Source organism: Amycolatopsis azurea DSM 43854 (assembly GCF_001995215.1).
Classification (GTDB): Bacteria; Actinomycetota; Actinomycetes; order Mycobacteriales; family Pseudonocardiaceae; genus Amycolatopsis; species Amycolatopsis azurea.
Window position 1 is genome coordinate 616146 of the sequence record NZ_MUXN01000002.1, and the last position, 22776, is coordinate 638921.

Here is a 22776-nt window from a genome sequence, read left to right on the forward strand (position 1 = left end):
CACCGTCAGAGCACCGGGATCTCCGCCCACACCGTCTTGTAGCCGGTGCCGGTGTCCACGCCCCATTCGGTGCTGATCGCCTCGACCAGCGCCAGTCCTCGCCCGTGCGGGCTCGCCGGGTCTTGTTTGGTCACCTTGCGCGGACGCAGATGTGGTCGGCGGTCGTCGACTTCCACGCGGACGACGTCCCGGTCAGAGGGCTGGAACACTCTGAGCTCGGCGACGCCGTCCGCGTGTTCGTGAGCGTTGGTGACCAGTTCCGTGGTCAGCAGTTCGGTGTCCGCGATGGTCATGCGGCCGACCTCGCTCAGCTGATCCCGGAGCCAGGCCCGGATCTCTCCCAGTGGCGGGGCGCTGCCCGTGTGGAATTCGAAGGCTTGCCGTGTTCCCGTAGTACCCACGCGTGTCTCCTTAGCGGGTTTCCCAGCTGGGCCAAGAGCATGGGCGCACTCGGGTAGTACCCACGGGGCACGGCGTTCACACGCGGGCGGATCCGGCGATCGCGGTGACCTTGATCTCGACCCGCATTCCCGGGGCGCCGAGGGCCGGGACGCCGAGCTCGGTCCAGATCGGCGTGCGGTCGCCCATGTGCTTGCGGAACTGTTCGACCATGACGCGGCCGTGGGTCTCGCCGATGAATCCGGGGATCTCCGGGACGTGGTACGAGTCCACGGAAATGACGTCGCGCCAGGTGGCGCCCGCGCTGGCGAGGGCTCGCTCGACGTTCTCGAAGGTCTGGACGATTTCGGCTTCGAGGTCTTCGGGGAAGGTGGGGAAGGGCTGGTCGTCGGCCCAGCCGCCCTGTCCCGAGATCTCGACGCGATCGCCGACGCGCACCGCTTGGCTGTAGCGCATCTCGGGCAGGAGCCGTTCGCCGTGGCCGGGGGTGACGAAGAATCGCGGCTGGGTGGCGGTGTTCTCGTTGACTTCATGCATGAAGTCAACGTAGCACGATTTAACTTCACGTGTGAAGTGACGCGGTTCTCGGTAAGGTTCCGCCATGGCCACCCCCGCGACCCCGGACCCGGACGAAGCGCTGTGGCTGACCCCTGCCGAAAAGGAGGCCTGGACCGGACTGGTCTCCCTGGTCCTCCTGTTGCCGGGGCGGTTGGAGTCGCCGTTGCAGCGCGACGCCGGGCTGACCCTGTTCGAATACCTGACCCTCAGTCACATTTCGGAAGCCCCGGACCGGCGGTTGCGGATGAGCGAGCTGGCCTACCTCGCCAACGGCTCGCTCTCCCGTCTGTCCAATGTGGTCAAACGCTTCGAGCAGCGAGGGTGGGTGGAGCGGACACCCGACCCCGCCGACGGCCGGTACACCCTGGCGAGGCTCACGGACGACGGCTACGACGTGGTCGTCGCGGCGGCGCCCACGCACGTCCGCTCGGTGCGGGACCTCGTACTCGAGCCGTTGACCGCCGAGGACCAGGAAGCGCTGGCCCGCATCGCCGCGAAGCTGCGGACGCGACCGGAGGACCTCGCCTAGGCCGTGTCTAGCCGGTCCACGACCAGGTCTCGCCAAGGTTTCGGCAGGCGTCGGCGTTGCGACATTCGGTGCATGTTCGGCGGTGAAAGACCTCACGGAATCGGGCTCCGCACGGCGAATCGGTCACGGAAAACGCGGTAATCGCGAGCCTTTCTCATGCTCGTGAGTGAGCCGCGCCGGAAAACTTTCCACTTCCTGGCCTAGCGCGGACATCGCCCCAGTAGGCCGGACTCGCGGTAACAGCCCGTTGAGCAGCTTGACATGGGCGCTCCGGGTGACGTTCGCGTAATGCGCTAACGAAATGCGGATTGTTCCGTCTTTCTCAGGAAGCTCACAGGAATTCCACCTGGGGCCTGCTTTCGAAAGGGAAATCCATGTCGCGAAGACCACTGCTCGTCGTCCTGACCGCCGTGACGGCGATGCTCGCGTCCACCGGGATCGCCGCCGCGGCGCCGCCAGGGGTGGACCCGGCCACCGTCGACCTGACCCTCAACGCGGGGCAGAGCACGACCGTGACCAAGAACGTGACGACCTCGGCGGTGCCGCCGAACCCGGATCTCGTCCTGCTCGCGGACACCACGGGCAGCATGGGCGGGCCGATCGGCAACGTCCGGTCGAACGCCAGCGCCATCACCGGTGACGTGCTCGCCGCGCAGCCGACCGCGCAGTTCGGCGTCGCCGAGTACAAGGACTTCACCGACTCCGTGCCGTTCAAGGTGAACCAGGGGATCACCGGCGACACCGGCGCGGTCCAGGCGGGAATCAACCAGTGGGTGGCTTCGGGCGGCGGGGACACGCCGGAAGCGAACCTGAACGCCCTCTACCAGCTGGCCACCGGCGCGGTCGACTTCCGGTCCGACGGCACCCGCATCATCGCGTGGTTCGGCGACGCGCCGTCGCACGATCCGAGCGGCGGGCACACCCTGGCCCAGACCATCGCGGCGTTGCAGGCGGCGAAGATCCGCGTGGTCGCCGTCAACGTCGGGGCTCTCGATTCCACCGGGCAGGCCTCCGCGATCACCTCGGCCACGGGCGGTGTGCTGCTGAACAACGTCCCGGCGGGGCAGGTCTCCCAGGCGATCCTGGACGGCATCAAGTCCATCGAGGTCACGGTGACCCCGAAGGTGACCAGCTGCGATCCGCAGCTCACGGTCACCAACGACCCCGGCAGCCTCAAGGTGACCAGCGGTGATGTCGCCACGTTCACGGAGACGATCAAGGCGTCGGCCAGTGCCGCTCCCGGTACCTACCACTGTGTCGTCGACTATCAGGTCGACGGTATGTCGCGGGGGTACATCGAGAACACGACCGTGCGCGTGCTCGGGTTGAGCATCAACGACGTGTCGGTCGACGAGGGCTCGGGCGGAGCCCAGGTTCCGGCGACCTTCACCGTGTCCCTGCTCGGCGGCCCCAGCCCGAATCCGGTGACGGTCCAGTACTCGACCGCCAACGGCACCGCGACCGCGCCGGCCGACTACGCGACGGCGGGCGGGACAGTCACCTTCGCCCCGGGACAGACGGCCAAACCGGTGACCGTGCTGGTCAACCCGGACACCGTCGACGAGCCGAACGAGACGTTCACGGTGAACCTCTCGGCCCCGTCGGGTGCCGGGCTGGTCGACCCGACCGGGGTCGGCACGATCGTCGACGACGACCGTGACGGCGTCTTCTCCTGCACCGGCACCGCGGCGAACGTCCTCGGGGTGACCGCGGCGCAGGCGAACCCGGCGAACCTGCCGTGCGCCGACGACACTCGCACCGTCGCCGCCGCGACGCTCAACGCGGGCCTGATCAAGGTGGACACCAAGGTGCTGACCGCGTCGACCGATCTCACGCCCGACGACCAGTCGGCGGCTCCGGCGGCGGGCGATCGCGCGCTGGCGTCGGCCAAGATCGACAAGACGGTGATCAGCACGCTCGGGCTGAACATCGAACTCGGCGTGATCCAGTCGCAGGCCACCGCGACCTGCCAGCCGTCGCCGGGCGGACTCGCCCCGGTGCTGGCGGGCAGTTCGAACATCGCCTCGCTGAAGATCAACGGCGAGTCGATCACGGTGGGCTCGGCGCCGCTGACCATCCCGCTGGTCATCGGCTCGCTGAAGCTCAACGGCCAGACCGTGGCGAACGGCGTCGTGAAGCAGCAGGCCGTCGCGTTGGACACCGCGCTCGCGAAGATCGTGCTCGCGGAATCCCAGGCCGACGTGCACGGAACCGCCGCGCATCCGGCGGGCAACCCTTGCCGGCGCTGATCCGGTGAGACCGGCCGGGCGGACGGGGGAGTCCCCGTCCGCCCGGTGGGTCAGGGAAGCACCTTGACGGCGGCCGCGGTCGCCTGCGCCAGCAGCGCGTTGTCGATCTTCGCGTCCTTGGTGGCCCGGTCGGTCAGGACCGAGATGACGATCGGGGCCCGGTTCGGCGGCCACACGACCCCGATGTCGTTGCGTGTCCCGTATTCCGCCGTGCCGGTCTTGTCGGCCACCGGCCAGCCGGGGACCCCGGCGCGGATGTTCTCGTCGCCGGTGGTGTTGGCGCGCATGATGTCGACCAGGACCTGGCGTTTGTCCTCGGGAAGCGCGTTGCCGAGGGCGAAGGCGCGCAGGCTGACGGCGAGGGCGCGAGGCGTGCTGGTGTCCCGTTTGTCGCCAGGGAAGGTGTCGTTGAGTTCGGGTTCGATCCGGTCGGCGTGGCTGGTGGTGTCGCCGATCCCGCGCAGCACCGCGTTGAGGCCCTCGGGACCGCCGAGTTCGCGGAACAGCAGATTCCCGCCGGTGTTGTCGCTGTAGCGAAGGGTGGCGTCGATGACCGCGCGCAGCGGCATGCCGGTCGCGACGTGCTTCTCGGTGACCGGCGAGTTGGAGACGAGGTCCTTCTGGCTGTAGGTCACCGTCCGGTCCAGGTCGGCGAGCGGCGTCCGCTGCAGGACGCCACCGGCGGTGAACACCTTGTGCGTCGAGGCGTAGGCGAATCGCTCGTCGGCGCGGAAGGCGACTTCGCGGCCGGTCGCGGTGTCCACCGCGTAGACCCCGAGCCGGGCACCGAAGGTGCGTTCGAGCTGCTCGAAGTCGGCCTGCGCGGACGCCTCGACCACGCCGGCGGAGGGAGCGGCGGAAGGCGGCGATGCGGGAGCGGGGGTGGAACACGCGGCGAGTGACACGACCGAGAGCGCCAGGAGGGCCGCCCAACGGCGGGAAGTGACGGACACGGTGATTCCTTTCAAGATCGTTCGATGTCCGCAGTCTGGCCAGCGCCGGTCATGCTGTCCAAGACAGTAATGTCCTCTTCCATGCGAATCATGCATAGTATGTGGTCGTGGACCTGATCGGCAGCTGCCGGGCGTTCGTGAGCGTGAGTGAGGCGGGGACCTTCACCGCCGGAGCCGCGATCGCCCGCATCCCCCAACCGGTGGCGAGCCGCCGGATCGCCGCGCTGGAAGGACATTTCGGTGAGCGGCTGTTCGACCGCTCCACCCGCCGCGCGCGGCTCACCCCGTTCGGCCGCGACATGCTGCCGTCGGCGAAACGGCTGGTGGCCTTGGCCGACGCGATGGAGCACGACGCGCAGCGCGCCAAACTGCGCCCGCTGCGGCTCGCGATGCCGGAGACCTGCACCACCCGGGACCTCGCCGAACTCGACGCGGCGGGACGAGCGCTGGACGTCTTCCTGGAATTCCGGCAGGCCTCGCCGCGGGAACGGGCGGAACTCGTACGCACCCAAGAGGTTCGCGCCGCGCTGACGGTCGTCCCCGCCGAAGAGGGCGCGTGGAAGGTCACCCTCGGCCTGGCCGGCACAGGTGGGTCGCGAACGGGGGCGCTGCACCTGGAAACGTTGCGGGTCGGCCGGTCCGGCGGTGCGCCTCGCCGGGTCTGGATCCAGCCCGAGGACGACGTCCCGCAGCTGCGCGACCGGCTGTTCCGGGTCCGCGATTCGGTGGGACTGCGGCCCGCGCAGGTCTCCGTCGCCGATTCGCTCACCGCCGCCGCGGCGGCCGTGTTCGGCTCGGACGACCTGCTGCTGTGTTCGACGGCCCAGGCCGCCGAACTCGGTCTGGTGTGGCGGCCCATCGGCGAGATCCGGCTCGCGCGCGGTTACGAGATCACGGCGGGGCTGGGCGAGGACGCGCAACGGATCCGGGCACGCTTGTGGCCCGACATCGCCCGGTGTCTCGGCGCGGAGGAGACGACATGAACACGGAAGCACTGCTTCTGCGGTTGCGCTCGGAACTGGACGACGGCGGCCTGAGGGGCTCGTTCCTGGTGCGGGATCTGCGGACCGGATACGAGCTCGGCATCGATCCCGACCTGGAGTTCCCGAGCGCGTCGCTGGTCAAGATCCCGCTCGCCACGGCGACCCTCGAACGGATCCGCACCGGAGAGCTGGACGGCTCGGCGCCGATCGACGTCCAGCCGGGCCGGGCCACCGCACCGGGGCCGACCGGGCTGACCCGGTTCCGGCATCCGGCCAGGGTGGCGATCGACGACCTGCTCTACCTCACCATGGCCATCAGCGACGAAACCGCGGCCGACGCGCTGTTCGCGCTGACACCGCCCGCCGAGGTCACCAGGATGACGCGCGAGTGGGGCGTTTCCGGGATCACCGCGCGGCATGGTGTCGCGGACCTCAGCGACACCCCGGCGGAACGCTTCGACCCCACGGACGTCCACCTCGCACACGCGCTCGCGATCAACGCGGGCACCGCAGGGCAAGGACATCCCGTTCCCCAGCTCGACGTCACGCGGGCGAGCTCCGGTTCGGCCCGCGCGTTCGTGAACCTGCTCGAAGCGCTGTGGAAACCGTCCAAAGTGGACGATGAAGTGGCGGCGAGGGTGCGCGAACTCATGGGCCTCAACCTGCTGCGCCAACGGCTGAGCCCCGATTTCGTCTCCGACGCCACGAAATGGTCGTCGAAGACGGGCACCGTGCTGAACATGCGGCACGAGGTCGGGGTGGTCGAACACGCCGACGGCGGGATCTTCGCGATCGCCGCGCTGACCGCGTCGCGGGTGCCCGCGGCGATCCAGCCGGAGGCCGAAGTGCTGATGGCCCGCGTGGCGCGTTCGATTCGCGATCACCTGCGGGCGTGACCGGGGTTGTCACGAACTCGGCTTCCGCTCGGTTCTTAGGGGAAAGGACCGGCGAAAGGGAGGATCGGCATGAAGGTCGTCATCGTGTGCGTTTCGGTGTCCCACGGCAACACGGCGCGGATCGCCGAAACCATGGCGAAGGTGCTCGAAGCGCGGGTCGTGAGTCCCGAGGAGGTCGACCCGGCCGAACTCGACGCCTGTGACCTGGTGGGCTTCGGTTCGGGGATCTTCACCATGGATTTCCATCCGCGCCTGCGCCGGTTCGTCCGGGACCTGCCGGAGAAGCAGCGGCGGAAGGCGTTCGTGTTCACCACGAGCGGCCTGCCCGAGCCGCCGTTCCGGCGCTACGTCCGCCGTCTCGCGGGACTGCTCGGGCGGAAGGGGTTCGACGTCGTGGGCACGTTCGCGTGCCGGGGTTTCGACACCTGGGCGCCGTTCAAGCTCGTCGGCGGGATCCGGAAGGACCGCCCCGGGACGGCGGATTTCGAGGCCGCGCGACGGTTCGCCGAGGGGCTCGGTGGTGGACCGGCGTGCGGCGAAAACGTGAGCAGCCCGGGCTCCTGAGTCGCGCTCGCCCAGGTCCGGGCGCCTCCCGAGCGTCAGTGAAAGCGAGTACCCAAGAACTGAGGAAATGCTCATAATAGTGCTATGACCTGCGAAAACATCAAGGCAGTGCAGTGATCCCGCGCCTCCGGCTCCCGGCGTCACGCAAGATGATCACGCTCGAAGTGCGAGAGCGTGTCCTCCTGAGTCCGAACTTCGCGTCGGTCACCCTCGGCGGTCCGGCGCTGAAAGATCTCATCGTCGCCGGAACGGACCAGACGGTGCGGCTGTTCTTCCCTCGCGAGGGGCAGTCCCGGCTGCGGATGCCCACCTTCTCGAACGAGGCGTGGATGCCCGAGGTGATGATGATGCCCAAATCGGTCCGTCCTTGGGTGCGTACACTCACCATCCGCCGGGCGCGCCCCGCGGATGACGAGATCGACATCGAGTTCGCGCTCCACGAGAACTCGCCCATGAGCGACTGGGCACGGGGAGCCAGGCCAGGGGATGCCGCCGGCATCTTCGACATGGGCACGACCTACCGGCCGCCGGACGACGTCGGCGGGCAGCTCATCGTCGCCGACGAAAGCGCACTCCCCGCGGCGTTGGCGATTCTCGACGACGCACCGGAATCCCTTGTCGCGGAAGTCTTCCTGGAAGTGCCGACCGTCGCCGACATCCGGCGGTACGACACCACCGAAGGCGTTCGCGTCCATTGGCTGAGCCGCGACGATCCGGAACGGCGTCCGGGAACTCTCGTCCTCGAGACGGTCCGCCGGGCCGCGCTTCCGCCGGGGCGGTTCTACACCTGGGTCGCGGGGGAGTCCCGGCTGGCGACCTCGTTGCGCAGGCATCTGGTTTCCGAACGGGGTGCGGCGAAGGCGGACATCTCCTTCGCCGGATATTGGCGGCACGGCTGGTCCAGCCCCGGCTGATCCCTCGCGGTGTCGAGATCCTGCCATGTCGGGTATCCGCCAGCTCCGGGCCGTGTGGGAAAGCCGATCACCCGTCTTTACTTCTCGTACGGACGTCGGGGGGCTCCTGTCGAAAGGGAACATGGTGATCAGTAGTACGAGAAAGACGCGGAGAGGCACGGTGGCCGTGGTCGCCGGTGCGTTCCTGGCCTCGGGCCTGGTGCTGGCTCCCGCCGCGGGTGCGGCTCCCGCGGTCAAGGCCGACCCGGACACCGCCGCGCTCGCCGGCGCGCTCACCAAGCAGGCCGTGGCCTGGGGCGAATGCTCGTTCCCTTCGGTCGCCCCGGCGACGGAAGCCGCGCTGAAGAAGGTCAAGGGTCTGGCCTGCGCCACGATCCAGGTGCCGCGTGACTGGCACAACCCGCAGGACGGCAACACCATCGGCGTCCGCGTCTCCAAGACCGCGACCGCCTACCCCGGCACCGGCCGGCAGGGCATCGCGCTGGTCAACCCGGGTGGACCCGGCGGTGAAGGCCTGCCGTGGGGCGCCGCGATGGCGATGCGCAGCCCCGTGCTGGCCTCGCAGTACGACTTCGTCGGCTTCGACCCCCGCGGTGTCGGCCAGAGCACCCCGCTGACCTGCAGCTACACCGTCCCGGACAGCACGGATCAGAACGTGATCAGCCGGGCGAAGGTCGAGGGCTGCCTGAAGAACCCGCTGACGAAGTTCATCACCACCGAGCAGACCACGTACGACATGGACTTCATCCGGGTCCTGCTCGGCGAGAAGAAGACCAGCTACATCGGCTACTCGTACGGCACGTGGCTCGGCACCTGGTACGCCACCACGTTCCCGGGCAAGGCGCACCGGTTCCTGCTCGACTCGTCGACCGACGCGAGCCGCTCGACGCTGGAGAAGACCTGGGACCTGCAGCCGCGCAGCCGTGACCGCCAGTTCCAGGAGGCGCTGCTGCCCTACGTCGCGCGTAACGACGCCAAGTACAAGGCGGGCACCGACCCGCTCGAGATCCGCCGCAACTGGGAGAAGGCGGGCGGCACCCGCGAGTTCGCGGGCATGCTCTACGCCGCCTGGTTCATCATCCCGGCGATGTACGACACGACCCAGTACCCGTCGGCGGCCTCCATGGTGGCCGCGCTCGCGAAGGGACCGGCGCCCACCGGGACCGACGCCGAAAAGCTCGACCAGGTCGTCGCCAAGGCGCTGGCCACTCCCGGCCTGACCGACGCCAACAAGGCGTTCCTGGCCAAGGCCAAGGGCAACGCGCTCGAAGCCATCGCGAAGAAGGACTCGGTCGAGCGCAAGGCTTCCTACCAGGGCGGCGCCGAGGTCGAGACCTGGGACGCGGCGTTCGAAGCGATCCGCTGCCAGGACGGCCAGTGGAACCAGAACCTGCACTACTGGACTTACTGGCAGGCCGATCTGACCGTGAACGCGCCGTTCATCGCGCCGATCATGGCCCAGTCGGGTGCGCCGTTGTGCGCGTTCTGGCCGACCACCAACGCCAAGCCGGCGCCGGATCAGAAGACGTTCCCGAAGCTGCTGATCGCGCAGACCGAGCTCGACGCGGCCACGCCGTACGAGGGCGCGCTGGCCACCGCGAACGGACTGCCGGGCGCCAAGATGATCAGTGTCGACAACGAAGGCAGCCACGGGATCTTCCCGTACAACACCGACTGCGTCGACGACCCGATCGTCGCCTACTTCCAGACCGGTCTCACGCCGAAGAAGAAGTTCACCGGCTGCCAGGGTCTGCCCCTGCCCGGTGAGGACAAGACGGTCGAGGTGGGTGGCAACCTCGGGCACGACGGGAAGATCAAGATCAAGATGATCACGCCCGAGGTGCGCAAGGCGAACGAGATCGTCCGCGAGCTGCTCGAAGGCACCGCCACGCCGGAAGCCGACGAGAAGGGTATGCCCGCCAACGCGTAGTCCCCGACAGCGCTGAAACAGGGGCTCCCGCGAGCCGATCCGGTTCGCGGGAGCCTCTTCGGCGTGCCTCCGCCGGGATCTGTGATCCTTTCGTTATCGGTTCAGGCGCACGATCTCGCCCCTTTCCCCCTCAAGACCAGTGAGCGGAAAGAGCGGTACCACGACGCCTGACATCGATGTCAGGTCGTCGAGTCCTGGGGTGGGGGAGGAGAAGCGTCATGCTCGCCGAGTCGCGAGGCCTGTCGATGGAGGCCGAGCAGCTGTACCGGGCCTTGCTGAACGGGAGCCCGACAGCGCCCGGTGCCGAGCTGGCCGAACTGGAGCGGTTCGGCCTGGTCCGCTCCGGCGCGTCCGGCGTCGAGGTGTGCCCGCCGCGCGCGGCGCTGTCGGCGTTCGCCGCGCAGCACGAAGCCGCGGCCGTCCGCGCGCGGGAAGCGGCCGAAGTGCTCGGCGCCGCCTACTCCCTGCGGACCGGCCGCGACGCGGACTTCGTCGAGGTGCTGCGCAGCCGCGACGAGGTGATCGCCACGTTCGAGGCGATGCAGACGCAGTCGGGGGTGGACATCGTCGCGCTGGACCCCGGGTCGTACATGAGCCCGAAGGCCGAAGTGAGCACGGTGCAGCCGGGATCGATGGCGCGCGGCATCGCCTACCGCGTCGTCTACGACTCGTCCGTGCTCCAGGACGACGACGGATTCGCCCAGGTGCAGTCGAGTATCGCGCTCGGGGAACAGGCCAGGGTGTTCCCGCGGCTGCCGTTGAAGCTGGTGATCGCCGACAGCGGACGCGCGTTGATCGCCGTCCCGAACTCCGACGCCGGCGACGTGCTCGCCCTGCTGATCCATCCGTCGATGCTGCTGAGCGCGTTGATCGAGCTGTTCGAATCCTTCTGGCGGATGGCGGTGCCGGTGCGCGCGGGCGGCCCGGACGACGCCGAAGCGGCGCAGGAACCGACCGTCGCCACCCGCCGTCTGCTCGCGCTGTTGAGCGGAGGCCTGACCGACGAGGCGATCGCGCGCGAACTCGGCGTCAGCGAACGCACGGTGCTCCGGCGGATCAGCCGGTTGCAGCAACTGCTGGGCGCGCAGACCCGGTTCCAGCTGGGCGCGCAGGCGTCACGTCAAGGCTGGCTCTGACCGGCGCCTCACTGTCGCGTGACCAGGCGGACGGCACGTGTGATCAGATGGACGACACACGTGACTGGACGGACGACACGCGCACGCGGCCGGTCCGCCGCGAGTCGTCCGCCTGGACACACGTGTCGTCCATCTGATCACGGGTGTCGTCCGTCGGATCACACGAAACCGCTCGACTGTAGGTACCTAAGGCGCGGTTGGCTCTAGCCCGAAGCACCGCTCTCGACTACGTCACCGAAGCGAATCCTGGCGCGCGTGTGAAGTGACGCGACGGGAATTGTCACATCGGTCAGGGCGAAGGTTTCGTGAGTGGTAAAGACGGTGGGAACCGTCATTGCCGCTCTCGAGGAGTGAAATGCGACCGACGTTGGTCATGATCGCGCTCGGGGCTTTCGTCACCACTCTCGACAACACGATCGTCGCGGCGGGCGCGCCGTCCATCGCCCGTGATCTCGCGCTCGATCTGCCCACGCTGCAATGGGTGAGCATCGGGTACATGCTGCCGTTCGCCGGGCTCCTGCCGGTCGCGGGCACGCTGGTGGATCGCTGGGGGCAGGCCGCGACCCTGCGGGCCGGGCTGCTCGCGTTCGGCGCCGGAGCGGCGATCGGAGGACTGGCCACAGCGGCCTGGCTGGTCATCTCCGCGCGCGTACTGCAAGGTGCCGCCGCCGCGTTCCTGGTCCCGGCCCTGCTCAGCCTGCTCCGCACCAACCTCGACGAACGAAGACGCGCGGTCGGCGCGACGGTGTGGACCGCCTGCCTCGCGGTCGCGCTGGCGCTCGGCCCGACCCTCGGCGGCGTGCTGAGCGAATATCTGGGCTGGGGCTGGATCTTCTTCGTCAATCTCCCGTTCGTCGCGGCGATGCTGGCGCTGCTGGGCAAGGTCGCCGTCGCGAGACGCGATCCGGCGGCGGGGCGGCCCGCCGTGCTCTCGATGCTGGTCGCGACCACCGGGATGGTTCTGCTCACCGCCGCCGTCGTGGAACTGGGCGACGGCGCCGCGCTGCTGCCCGCGGTGCTCGCGCTCGCGGGAACGGGCTTCGCGATCTGGTTCGTGTCCAGGGAAAGACGCACGCGGGACCGGCTGGTGCCCGTCGAACTGACCGGTCAGCGGGTCTTCACCGGCGCGCTCACCGTGCAGTTGCTGTGGGGACTGGGGGTCTCGGGAGTCTTCTTCTTCACCCCGTTGCTGCACCAGGAATCCCTCGGGCTCGGACCGGTTCTCGCCGGATCGCCGCTGGTCGTGGTGGCGGTCGCGGTCGTCGCCGCGACCCCGCTGGTGCCGTGGGCGGTGCCGCGATTCGGTCCACATCGGACGGTCGCGGCCGGGTTGGCGACGGTGGCCGCGGGACTGCTCGCGGTCGCCGCCGTCAACCACGTTCCGGAAGTCCTTCCGAGGATTCCCGGGCTGCTGCTGATCGGCGCGGGATCGGCCCTGACCACGCCGCTGACCTCGTACGCGCTGGAAATCGTGGCGGAACGGCACGCGGGCACCGCCTCCGGACTGCTCACCGCGTCCAGGGAACTGTCGAGCGCGCTGGGTGTCGCGCTGATCGGGGCCGTGCTGACGGTGGTGCGCACGGCGCGGCTCGGCGAAGGCGACGCGTCCGCGCTGGCGGACGGCTACACGGCGGGTCTGCTGACCGCGGCGGGGCTGGAACTCCTCGGCGCGCTCCTCGCGCTCCGGCTGCTGAACCCCCGGGCGAGGCAAAGTTCGTCCCGAGGTGACAAGTGGGGTGCCCCCTTTCTCACTTCACGGTGAGCACGGTCGCACCGCCGTGAGCGTTTCACGGTCCTTTCATTGACACTCTTCGACCGTGATCCATACAGTTCCGGGCAGAGGAAAGAACGGTCTCCGGAATGGAATCCGCTTTCGGCAACGGCGCCGTTCCGCATTCACCCGCTCCTGCTCACGTCGTCAAACGAGGGGCCATGGAAACCATTTCGGAAACGGTCGTCGCCGCCCACGGGCAGGACGAAACACCCGCCGGAGAGTCCTTCGCGACCCTGCTGGAGTACTGGGCGCGGCGGCTCGGTGACGAGGTCGCCGTGACCTACCTCGACCACCGCGCCGGCGCGGACGGCCGGGCGGTCACCCTGTCCTGGCGCGAACTCGACGACCGGGTCGACGCCCTCGCCACCCGGCTGGTCACCTTCGCCGCCCCGGGGGAGCGGGCGGCGATCCTGGCACGGCAGTCCACCGACTACGTCGTCGCGTTCCTCGGCGCGATCCGGGCCGGACTGGTCGCTGTCCCGTTGTTCGCCCCGGACCTGCCGGGGCACGCGGGCAGGCTGGCGGCCGTGCTGGAGGACTGCGCGCCGCGGATCGTGCTCACGACCGCCGACGGAACCGACGCCGTCGCCGGTTTCCTCACCTCGACGGCGATCGAGCGGCCCGCCGTGCTCGCCGTCGACACCCCTGCTTCGGTCGCGGCCGGTGAACGTTCCTGGCCGCGACCGGAACCTGACGCGCTGGCGTATCTCCAGTACACGTCCGGTTCCACGCGGACCCCGGCAGGCGTGATGCTGACCCACCGCAACGCGCTCACCAACGCCCGCCAGGCCTGCGACGCCTACGCGATCGAAACCGGGACGACGTCCACCGTCAGCTGGCTGCCGCTGTTCCACGACATGGGCCTGATCCTCGGCATCGGCGCGCCGATGGCCGCCGGTGCGGCCTCGGTCCTGATGGATCCGCTCGCGTTCCTCGAACGGCCGTCCCGCTGGCTGCGCGCCCTCTCGGCCAGCCCCGGCGCGATCAGCGCGGCACCCAATTTCGCCTACGCCTACAGCGCTTCCCGCGTGACCGAGGCCGAGAAGAGCTATCTCGAACTGAGCCGGGTCGTCTCGCTGATCAACGGAAGCGAGCCGGTCCTGCCCGCGACCATCGCGAAATTCCACGACGCCTTCGAGGACTGCGGGCTGCGCCCCGAGGTCCATCGTTCTTCCTACGGGCTGGCCGAGGCCACGGTGCTCGTTTCCGTCACAGAGGCGGGCAAGGCACCGCGGCAGGTCACCTTCGACCGCGACCGGCTCGCCGCCGGGATCGCGATCCCGGCCGCGCCCGGCGCCGCGCCCACCACGCTCGTGTCCTGCGGTTTTCCGGCAGGGCAACGGGTTCGCATCGCCGACCCGGTCACCGGCGCACTGGTCGAACCGGGCCGGGTCGGCGAGATCCAGGTCAACGGCCCGAACGTCGGCGTGGGCTACTGGGGACTGCCCGGCGCGTCCGTCGCCGTCTTCGGCCTGCCGCCGATCGATCCGGACTCCGGCGCGGGCTGGCTGGCGACCGGGGACCTCGGCGTACGCCACGACGGCGAGCTGTTCATGACCGGCAGGCTGAAGGATCTCGTCATCGTCGACGGCCGCAACCACTACCCGCAGGACATCGAACAGACCGTGGAGACCCACTCCGCCGTTCGGCCGCATTCCGCCGCGGCCTTCGCGGTCGAGCGTGAAGACGGCGAAGCGGCGGTCGTGGTGGTGGAACAGGCGAAGGGAGTGGAGACCGACATCGTCCTGGCGACCGCGGAGATCCGCAGGGCGGTCTCGACAGCGCACGGCCTGCGCCCGCACGACGTCGTCTTCCTCGCCCCGGGAGAGGTTCCGCGCACCTCCAGCGGCAAGATCAGCCGGGCCCTGTGCCGAAAGTCCTATGTGGATGGTTCGCTGACCGCGCGGCGGCTCGGATGACCGCGGGGATCCGCGCCTGGCTCGTCGCGTGGGTGACGGACCGGACCGGGTTGCCCGCCGACCCGGACCGGCCGCTGCACGAGAGCGGACTTTCGTCGCGGGAATCGATGGAGCTGGCCGCGGACCTCGGCCGGTACCTCGGCCGCCCGCTCGCGCCGACCCTGGTGTGGGAGTACCCGACGATCACCGCGCTCGCCGATCATCTGTCCACAGTGGAGCACGACGTCGTCGCGGACGTCGAACGCCGGGAGGAAGAACCGATCGCGATCGTCGGTCTCGGCTGCCGCCTGCCCGGCGGAACCGAGTCGCCGGAGCAGTACTGGCGCCTCCTGGACGTCGGCGGTGACGGCATCCGCGACATGCCCGACGGGCGCTGGGAGGCGGACTTCGGCCGCGGCGGATTCCTCGACGACATCGCCGGGTTCGACGCCGACTTCTTCGGCATCGGGCCGGGCGAGGCCGAAACGATGGATCCCCAGCAGCGGATGCTGCTCGAAGTCGCCTGGGCGGCGCTGGAACACGCCGGCATCCCGCCGTCGACGCTGCGAGGAAGCCGCACCGGGGTGTTCGTCGGGCTCTCGGCGGCCGAGTACGGCCACCTGACCATGACCGATCCGGCCGCTGTCGACGTCTGGTCCGCCACCGGGGCCGCGACGAGTATCGCCGCGAACCGGCTTTCGTACCTGTTCGACCTGCGCGGGCCGAGTATCACCCTCGACACGGCCTGTTCGTCTTCGCTGGTGGCGGTGCATCAGGCGGTGCAGAGCCTGCGCCGCGGCGAATGCGCGACGGCGCTCGTCGCCGGTGTGAACCTGATGCTCACTCCCGCCGTCACCGAGACTTTCCGCCGGGCCGGAGTGCTGGCCCCGGACGGTCACTGCAAACCGTTCGACGCCGCCGCCGACGGTATCGCCCGAGGTGAGGGCTGCGGCGTGGTCGTACTCAGACCCCTGAAGGCCGCCCGGCGCGCGGGGGACCGGGTGCTCGCGGTGATCCGCGGGAGCGCGGTGAACTCCGACGGCCGGTCCAACGGCCTCGTCGCGCCCAGTCCCGGCGCGCAGGCCGCCCTATTGCGGGACGCGTACGCGGCGTCGGGGGTCGAACCGTCCTCTGTGGACTATGTGGAGGCGCACGGGACCGGCACCGCGCTGGGAGATCCGATCGAGGCGGACGCGCTCGGCGCGGTGCTCGGAGCCGGACGCGAACCCGGTCGCCCGCTCCTGATCGGCTCGGTCAAGGGGAACCTGGGCCATCTGGAGGGCGCGGCGGGGATCGCCGGGCTGATCAAGGTCGTCCTCGCGATGGTCCACCGGCGGCTGCCGCCGACCCCGCACTACCGGGAACCCAGCCCGCACATCGATTTCGCAGGCCTCGGCCTCCGCGTGGCCGGCACCGGGGCGGACTGGCCGCGCTACTCGGGCGTCGCGCGCGCCGGGATCTCCGCGTTCGGTTTCGGCGGCACCAACGCCCACGTCGTCGTCGAAGAGTGGCCCGCCGCGTCGTTCCCCGCTCGGGGGAAGGAAACCGAGGGCCCGCAGGTGATCGCGCTGTCGGCCCGGTCGCCCGAGGTACTCCGGGCGCGGGCCGCCGACCTGGCGGACTGGCTCGAAGACCACCGCACCGTGCCGCTGGACGCTGTCGCCGCGACGCTGGCGCGAGGCCGTGACCACCTGCCTGTCCGTGGTGCTGTGGTCGGCGGGGAACACACCCAGGTCGCCGCCGCGCTGCGAGAAATGCCCGCCACCGAGGCCGGGCCCGCGCCCGACGTCGTGTTCGTCTTCTCCGGCTACGGCTCCCAGTGGCCCGGCATGGGCCGTCTCCTGCTGCGCACCGAGCCCGCGTTCCGTGCCGAGGTGGAGGCGCTCGATCCGGTGTTCCGCGAGGAAGCCGGGTTCTCCCTGCGTGAGGTGCTCTCCAGCGAAGGCGACCTGCCGGACCTCGGCGCGACGCAACTCGCGCTGTTCGGCATGCAGCTCGCCCTCGCCGGGCTCTGGCGCGCGCACGGCGTCGTCCCGGACGCGGTGCTCGGGCATTCGATGGGCGAGGTCGCGGCCGCCGTCGTCGCGGGAGCACTGGAGGTCGCCGACGGCCTGCGCGTGATGGCCACCCGGGCCCGGCTGCTCGCCGAGGTCGACGCGAGCGGCGTCGGCGCGATGGCCGTGGTCGAACTGTCCCCGGCCGAACTGGCCGACCTGGAAGCGGAGTTCCCCGGCATCACCGTCGCGGTCTACGCCTCGCCGGTCCAGTGCACCGTCAGCGGCGACGCCGACCAGGTCGAGGCCCTGGTCTCGCACGTCGAAAGCCTCGGCAGACTGGCGAGACGGCTGCCGGTCGGGGGTGCCGGGCATTCGGAGGCCGTCGACGCCGTCCTCGACCGGTTCCGCGCCGAACTCGCTGGGCTTTCCCCGCGACCGGCCGAGATCCCTTGCTACAGCAGCGTTCTCGACGATCCGCTGTGGTCGCCGACGTTTGACGTCGACTACTGGGCGGCGAACCTGCGCCGTCCGGTGCGGTTCAGCCAGGCGCTCGCGGCGGCGACCGCCGACGGGTACGGCGTGTTCGTCGAGATCTCCCCGCATCCGGTGGCGCTGGCCGCGATCGAGCAGAGCACTGGCGCGCTCGCGCTGCCGTCGGCGAGCCGCAAGATCGACGAACGGACGGCGTTCCTGACGACGCTGGCCCGGCTCCACACCCTCGGCGTGCCCGGTGTGCTCGATGCCCGAGGTCCTCGCCCGGTCCCGGTCGAGCTGCCCGGTCCGCGCTGGCGGCACGTCCGGTTCTGGCCGCGGCGCCCGGCCGCCAGGCGCGCGCCCGACGGCGCGCATCCGTTGCTGGGCCTCCACATCGAACAACCGACCGGCGACGGGCACCTGTGGCACGCGGACGTCGGGACGGAAGCACTGCCCTGGCTGGCCGACCACGCGGCGATGGGAGTCCCGCTGTTCCCCGCCGCCGGGTTCCTCGAACTGGCGCTCGCGGCGGCCAAGGCGGTCCTGCGTCCCGGCGGGCAACTGCGTATCGGCGGTCTCGAACTGCACCGGGTGCTTCCGCTCGCCGCGCACACCGAGGTGACGACCAGCCTGAGCACCGGCTCCGGACCGTCCGAAGTGGACGTCTACGCGCGGTCCGCGGACGGCGGCTGGATCCGGCACGCCACCGCGCGCGTCCGCGACGGGGAGACGTCGGTGGTGCCCTTCGGCGCGGTCACCGAGGACGCCCGGCCGGTCGACCTCTACCAGGTGCTGGCCGGGATGGGGCAGAGCTACGGTCCCGCTTTCCGTGGGCTGAGCGACGTCGTGGCGGTGCCCGGCCGCGCCTCGGCGTCGATCACCCTTCCCGCCGACGACGCGGGATACGTCCTGCACCCGGTGATCGCCGACGCCTGCCTGCACGCGCTGGCCGCGGCCGCCGGGGACGCGTTGCGCGAAGCCGACGGCGTCTTCCTGCCGCTGACCTTGGGCGAGGTCGTCCTCACCGGTGATCCGCGCCGCGGCGTCCGGGTCGACGCCGTGCTCGACTCGCTCGATCCGGCCGGTGACGGCCTGGTCGGCGGTGTCCAGCTGGTCGACGCCGACGACGTCGTGCTGGTCGAGTTCCGCGAGGTCTACTGCCGCCGGTTCCAGCGTTCGGCGCTGCCGGTGCCGATGACGGATCTGCTGTTCGAAACGGTCTGGCGGCAGGCCGACCTGCCGCCGGAGAAGCCGGGCACACGTCACTGGGTCGTCCTGCACGAGAACGCGCCCTGGCTGACGGCGTTGCGCGACCGGCTCGCCGAGTCCGGGGACGAGCTGACGATCGCGCCGCTCGGAGACCGTGCCGCGCTGGCGGAAATCCTGCGCTCCCGGGACACGGCGGGAGTGCTCGCCTGTGTCCCGGCCTCGGATCCGATGGGGTCCGCGCGGACCGTCGCCACGCTCTCCGGCGTCGTCGCCGAGCTGGCCGAAGCGGCGACTGCCCCGCGTCTGTGGCTGGTCAGCGCCGGTGCGTCGGCCATCGAACCCGGTGAGCGTGGTGATCCCGGCCAGGCGTGGCCGCGCGGGTTGGTCCGGGTCCTCGCTTTCGAACACCCCGAGCTGCGGGCGAGTCAGGTCGACTTCGACGCCGAGCCGGATCCCGCCCGCTTGTGGATCGCCAGGCTGGTCGCCGAGATCCGCGCGGACGCGCCGGACGACGAGATCGCGTGGCGTGAAGGCGTCCGCTACACGCGGGTCCTGGCCCGTCCGGAACTCGGCGAACCGTGCCGCGAAACGGTGGTGCGCGAGGGCGCTTACGTGATCACCGGTGGTCTGGGCGGCCTGGGGCTGTTCGCGGCGGACTGGCTGGCGAAACGCGGCGCGACCAGGCTGGTCCTTTCCGGCCGCCGTGGAGCGAGTCCTGAGCTCGAACCGACGCTGGCGGACCTGGGCGCCGATGTCCGCGTCGTCGCGGGTGACATCGCCGAGCCCGGGACGGCCGAGGCGCTGGTCGCGGCCGCCACGGAAGGCGGCGTCCCGTTGCGTGGAGTGCTGCACGCGGCCGGGGTCTTGTCGGACGGCGCCGTCGCTTCCGTCGAGGTCGACGCGGCCGAAGCCGTCTGGCGAGCGAAAGCGCTCGGAGCGTGGCGGTTGCACGAGGCGACGGCCGGACACGACCTCGACTGGTGGCTGACGTATTCGTCGGCGGCAGCCTTGTTCGGATCGCCGGGCCAGGCCGCGTACGCCACCGCGAACGCCTGGGTGGACGCGCTCGTCGCGTGGCGCCGGGCCGCCGGACTTCCGGCGGCGACCATCGGCTGGGGAGCCTGGGGCGAGGCAGGCGCGGCCGTCGGCAACCGCAACCCGGTGCTCGAACCGCTCGGCACGGAGGAGGCACTGACGGCGATGGACGCGGTGCTGAAGCGGGATCGCGGGGCGACCGGGATCGCCCGCGTCGACGCGGGAACCGTGCTGGCCCTGTTCCCGGGTCTGGCCGCACGCCCCTTCTTCGAGCTCCTGGTACCGAAAGAGAACGCGGGACCGTCCACTTGGGACGGACTGGACGCGCTGCGGGCGGTCCTGCCGGAAGCCGCCCGCGAGATGCTGGCCGACTACCTGGCCGGGCTCGTCGCCGGGATGCTCGGCCTCGCCGCGGACGGGATCGACAGGCACACGTCGCTCACCCGGCTCGGCTTGGACTCGCTCACCGCCATGCGCGCCAAAGGTGTCGTGGAGCGCGATTTCGGCCTGCCGTTGCCGATCCCGCTGCTGCTGCGCGGCGCCAGCCTCGCCGAAATCGCCGACCATCTCGCCGGCCAGGCAGGATTCGGCGACGCAGGTTCGCGGCAGGCCGTTTCGCGTCTGGTGGTCGGGCCCCGCGACCCCGCTGAACGCTGGGTCGCCCGGCACTGGCAGGCGGAACTGGGCGGCGCCGAACCCGGCGTCCACGATGACTTCTTCGCCGCGGGCGGTGACGCCGAAGCGGCGGATCGGCTGCGTGCCGCGTTCGCCGCGCAGCTCGGAACCGTCCCCGACCGGCTCTTCGCCACGCCGACCATCGCCGCGATGGCCGACCTGCTGCGTGACCGGATCGAGGGCCGCGGAGGCTGTCCGGTCCGGCCGCTGCGCGAAGGCGGCACGGATCCGGTGTTCCTGTTCCATCCGGCGGGCGGTCCGACGAGCGTCTACGAGGGGCTCGTCCGCCTGCTGCCGGAAGGCAGGTCTGTCTACGGGCTCGAACGGATCGACGACGAGGACACCGTCGAGGGCAAGGCCGACTGCTATCTCGAACTGATCCGGGAAATCCAGCCCCACGGGCCGTACCGGCTGGGCGGCTGGTCGTTCGGCGGCTGCCTCGCCTACGAGACGGCCCGGCGGCTGACGGCGGCGGGGGAGCGGGTCGACCTCGTGGTCATGATCGACAGCATCCTGCCGTTGCCCGCGCCCGGGATCCCGGCCCAGGAGATCCTGCTGGACCGGTTCGACCGGTTCGCCGAGCACGTCGAGCAGACCTACGGCGTCCCGCTGGACATCCCGCGCGAGGAACTCGTCCGGCTCGACGACGACGCGCAGATCCGCCTGGTGATCAGCGAACTCGCCGCGCGGGTGCCCGGGATGGGCCAGGGAGTGCTGCGGCACCAGTACGAGTCCTATGTGGACGCACGGGTCGCCGAACGCTATGCCCCGGAACCCTATGCCGGACCGGTGTTGCTGCTGCGGGCACAGGAACCGCATCCGCTGACCACCACCCTCGACCCGCGCTACCTGCGGACCGACGACGCCCTCGGCTGGGACGCCTACTGCGCCGACCTGGAGATCGTGCGCGTCCCGGGGGATCACCTGTCGATGATCGACCCGCCGCACGTCGAAGTGGTCGCCGAGGCGCTCGCGTCCCGGCTCGCCGCACCGAGAGCGGCGCGGCCATGACCGACGTCCCGTTCGCCCCGACGACGGCGTTCCGCATCGCCGACCTCGCCGCCCGCCAGGACGAAGCCGTCCGGATCGCGGAGAAACGCGCCGTCGACCGCCAGCACGCCAAGGGCAAGCTGACCGCGCGCGAACGCGTCGACGAGTTGCTGGACCCGGGCTCGTTCGTCGAGCTCGACCAGTTCGCGCGGCATCGGTGCGCCGAGTTCGGGATGGACGCCAACCGGCCGTACGGCGACGGCGTGGTGACCGGGCACGGGACCGTCGACGGCAGGCAGATCTGCGTGTTCTCGCAGGACTTCACCGTGTTCGGCGGCAGCATGGGCGAGGTCTTCGGCGAGAAGGTCCTCAAGGTGATGGACCTGGCGATGACGCTGGGCTGCCCGGTCGTCGGGATCAACGACTCCGGCGGCGCGCGGATCCAGGAGGGCGTCGTCTCGCTGGCGTATTACGCCGAACTCGGGCGGCGCAACGCGCTCGCGTCCGGCGTCATCCCGCAGATCTCGCTGATCATGGGCCCGTGCGCCGGCGGGGCCGTGTACTCGCCGGCGATCACGGACTTCACGGTGATGGTCGACGAGACCGCGCACATGTTCGTCACCGGGCCGGACGTCGTGCACGCCGTCAGCGGCGAGCGGGTCACCGCCCAGCAGCTCGGCGGCGCGGCGGTGAACAGCGAGATCTCCGGGAACGCCCACTACCGGGCCACCGACGAGCACGACGCGATCGACTGGGTGCGGACGCTGCTCGGCTACCTGCCGTCCAACAACCTCGACGTCGTCCCGGAATACGCCGACGACACCGCTCCCGATCTCACCGCCGCCGACCTCGAACTCGACCGGCTGGTGCCGGATTCGCTGAACCAGGTCTACGACATGACCGAGGTGATCGCGCGCCTCGTCGACGACGGCGAGTTCACCGAGGTGCACGGCGCCTTCGCGCCGAACATGATCTGCGCGTTCGGCCGGGTGCAGGGCCGCACGGTCGGCGTCGTGGCCAACCAGCCGCGGCAGCACGCGGGCGTGATCGACATCGACGCCTCGGAGAAGGCGGCACGGTTCGTCCGGTTCTGCGACGCGTTCGGCATCCCGATCCTCACCCTCGCCGACGTCCCCGGCTATCTGCCCGGGGAAGCACAGGAACGGCAAGGCATCATCCGGCGCGGGGCGAAACTGATCTACGCCTACGCCGAGGCGACCGTGCCGATGGTGACCGTGGTGATCCGCAAGGCCTACGGCGGCGGATACGCGGTGATGGGGTCGAAGCATCTCGGCGCGGACGTGAACATGGCCTGGCCCACCGCGGAGATCGCGGTGATGGGCGCCGAGGGCGCGGTGCGGGTGCTGCACCGGCGTGAACTGGCCGAACTGCCGCCGGAACAGCGGTCCGCCGAACGACGGCGGCTCACCGAGGCGTACCGCGAACGGCATTCGAACCCTTATCTGGCAGCGGAACGCGGCTACGTCGATCAGGTCATCGCGCCGTCGCAGACCCGGCTGCACGTGGCGAGGGCCCTGCGGGCGCTGCGGACCAAACGGCAGACCCTCCCGGCCAAGAAGCACGGAAACATCCCCTTGTGAGCAGAGGAGAAG

The 22776-nt window shown here is 70.4% G+C and carries 15 protein-coding genes; 12 read left to right on the top strand and 3 right to left on the bottom strand.

Features of this window, described 5'->3' with window-relative positions:
- Window positions 1-5: 5 nt before the first annotated feature.
- Both B0293_RS04935 and B0293_RS04940 read right to left on the bottom strand, forming a co-directional pair.
- On the bottom strand, window positions 6-401 hold the full coding sequence (locus B0293_RS04935; protein WP_005162808.1) for an ATP-binding protein: 396 nt from the start codon (window positions 399-401) through the stop codon (window positions 6-8).
- 76 nt (window positions 402-477) lie between these two features.
- Window positions 478-936 carry a Rid family hydrolase gene (locus B0293_RS04940; protein WP_005162810.1) on the bottom strand — a complete coding sequence of 153 codons (459 nt, stop codon included), beginning with the start codon at window positions 934-936 and terminating at the stop codon, window positions 478-480.
- Between the two features lie 64 nt (window positions 937-1000).
- On the opposite strand from B0293_RS04940, the gene B0293_RS04945 reads away from it, so the two are divergent.
- Together B0293_RS04945 and B0293_RS04950 are read left to right on the top strand one after the other, a co-directional pair.
- Window positions 1001-1486: a MarR family winged helix-turn-helix transcriptional regulator gene (locus B0293_RS04945; RefSeq protein WP_005162812.1), complete on the top strand. Its 486-nt coding sequence runs from the start codon at window positions 1001-1003 to the stop codon at window positions 1484-1486.
- A 374-nt stretch (window positions 1487-1860) separates the two neighbouring features.
- Window positions 1861-3735, top strand: coding sequence for a Calx-beta domain-containing protein (locus B0293_RS04950; RefSeq protein WP_005162823.1), 1875 nt, complete (start codon window positions 1861-1863; stop codon window positions 3733-3735).
- Window positions 3736-3785: 50 nt separating this feature from the next.
- Here B0293_RS04950 and bla read toward each other — a convergent pair whose 3' ends face one another.
- Complete coding sequence (gene bla / locus B0293_RS04955; RefSeq protein WP_005162825.1) at window positions 3786-4688, bottom strand: class A beta-lactamase; 903 nt, start codon at window positions 4686-4688, stop codon at window positions 3786-3788.
- A gap of 101 nt (window positions 4689-4789) precedes the next feature.
- On the opposite strand from bla, the gene B0293_RS04960 reads away from it, so the two are divergent.
- The 10 genes from B0293_RS04960 (at window position 4790) to B0293_RS05005 (ending at window position 22764) form a co-directional block, all read left to right on the top strand.
- The gene (locus B0293_RS04960; protein ID WP_005162827.1) at window positions 4790-5671 is read left to right on the top strand and encodes a LysR family transcriptional regulator; all 882 of its coding nucleotides are present in this window, start codon (window positions 4790-4792) and stop codon (window positions 5669-5671) included.
- On the top strand, window positions 5668-6567 hold the full coding sequence (locus B0293_RS04965) for a serine hydrolase (RefSeq protein WP_005162829.1): 900 nt from the start codon (window positions 5668-5670) through the stop codon (window positions 6565-6567). Before B0293_RS04960 ends, B0293_RS04965 begins: the two co-directional genes overlap by 4 nt.
- A gap of 69 nt (window positions 6568-6636) precedes the next feature.
- The gene (locus B0293_RS04970; RefSeq protein ID WP_005162831.1) at window positions 6637-7131 is read left to right on the top strand and encodes a flavodoxin family protein; all 495 of its coding nucleotides are present in this window, start codon (window positions 6637-6639) and stop codon (window positions 7129-7131) included.
- Between the two features lie 113 nt (window positions 7132-7244).
- The gene (locus B0293_RS04975) at window positions 7245-8045 is read left to right on the top strand and encodes a siderophore-interacting protein (RefSeq protein ID WP_005162833.1); all 801 of its coding nucleotides are present in this window, start codon (window positions 7245-7247) and stop codon (window positions 8043-8045) included.
- Between the two features lie 160 nt (window positions 8046-8205).
- Window positions 8206-9975, top strand: a complete 1770-nt coding sequence (locus B0293_RS04980) for an alpha/beta hydrolase (protein WP_005162834.1) — start codon at window positions 8206-8208, stop codon at window positions 9973-9975.
- Between the two features lie 218 nt (window positions 9976-10193).
- The gene (locus B0293_RS04985) at window positions 10194-11111 is read left to right on the top strand and encodes a helix-turn-helix transcriptional regulator (RefSeq protein ID WP_005162837.1); all 918 of its coding nucleotides are present in this window, start codon (window positions 10194-10196) and stop codon (window positions 11109-11111) included.
- Window positions 11112-11466: 355 nt separating this feature from the next.
- Entirely contained in the window at window positions 11467-12873 is a 1407-nt protein-coding gene (locus B0293_RS04990) for an MFS transporter (RefSeq protein ID WP_005162839.1), read from the top strand.
- A 170-nt stretch (window positions 12874-13043) separates the two neighbouring features.
- Complete coding sequence (locus tag B0293_RS04995) at window positions 13044-14804, top strand: fatty acyl-AMP ligase (protein ID WP_005162841.1); 1761 nt, start codon at window positions 13044-13046, stop codon at window positions 14802-14804.
- Window positions 14801-21184 carry a type I polyketide synthase gene (locus B0293_RS05000; protein WP_005162843.1) on the top strand — a complete coding sequence of 2128 codons (6384 nt, stop codon included), beginning with the start codon at window positions 14801-14803 and terminating at the stop codon, window positions 21182-21184. The genes B0293_RS04995 and B0293_RS05000 overlap by 4 nt, the downstream gene beginning before the upstream one ends.
- Window positions 21181-22764 carry an acyl-CoA carboxylase subunit beta gene (locus B0293_RS05005; RefSeq protein ID WP_005162846.1) on the top strand — a complete coding sequence of 528 codons (1584 nt, stop codon included), beginning with the start codon at window positions 21181-21183 and terminating at the stop codon, window positions 22762-22764. The genes B0293_RS05000 and B0293_RS05005 overlap by 4 nt, the downstream gene beginning before the upstream one ends.
- The last annotated feature ends 12 nt before the right edge of the window (window positions 22765-22776 follow it).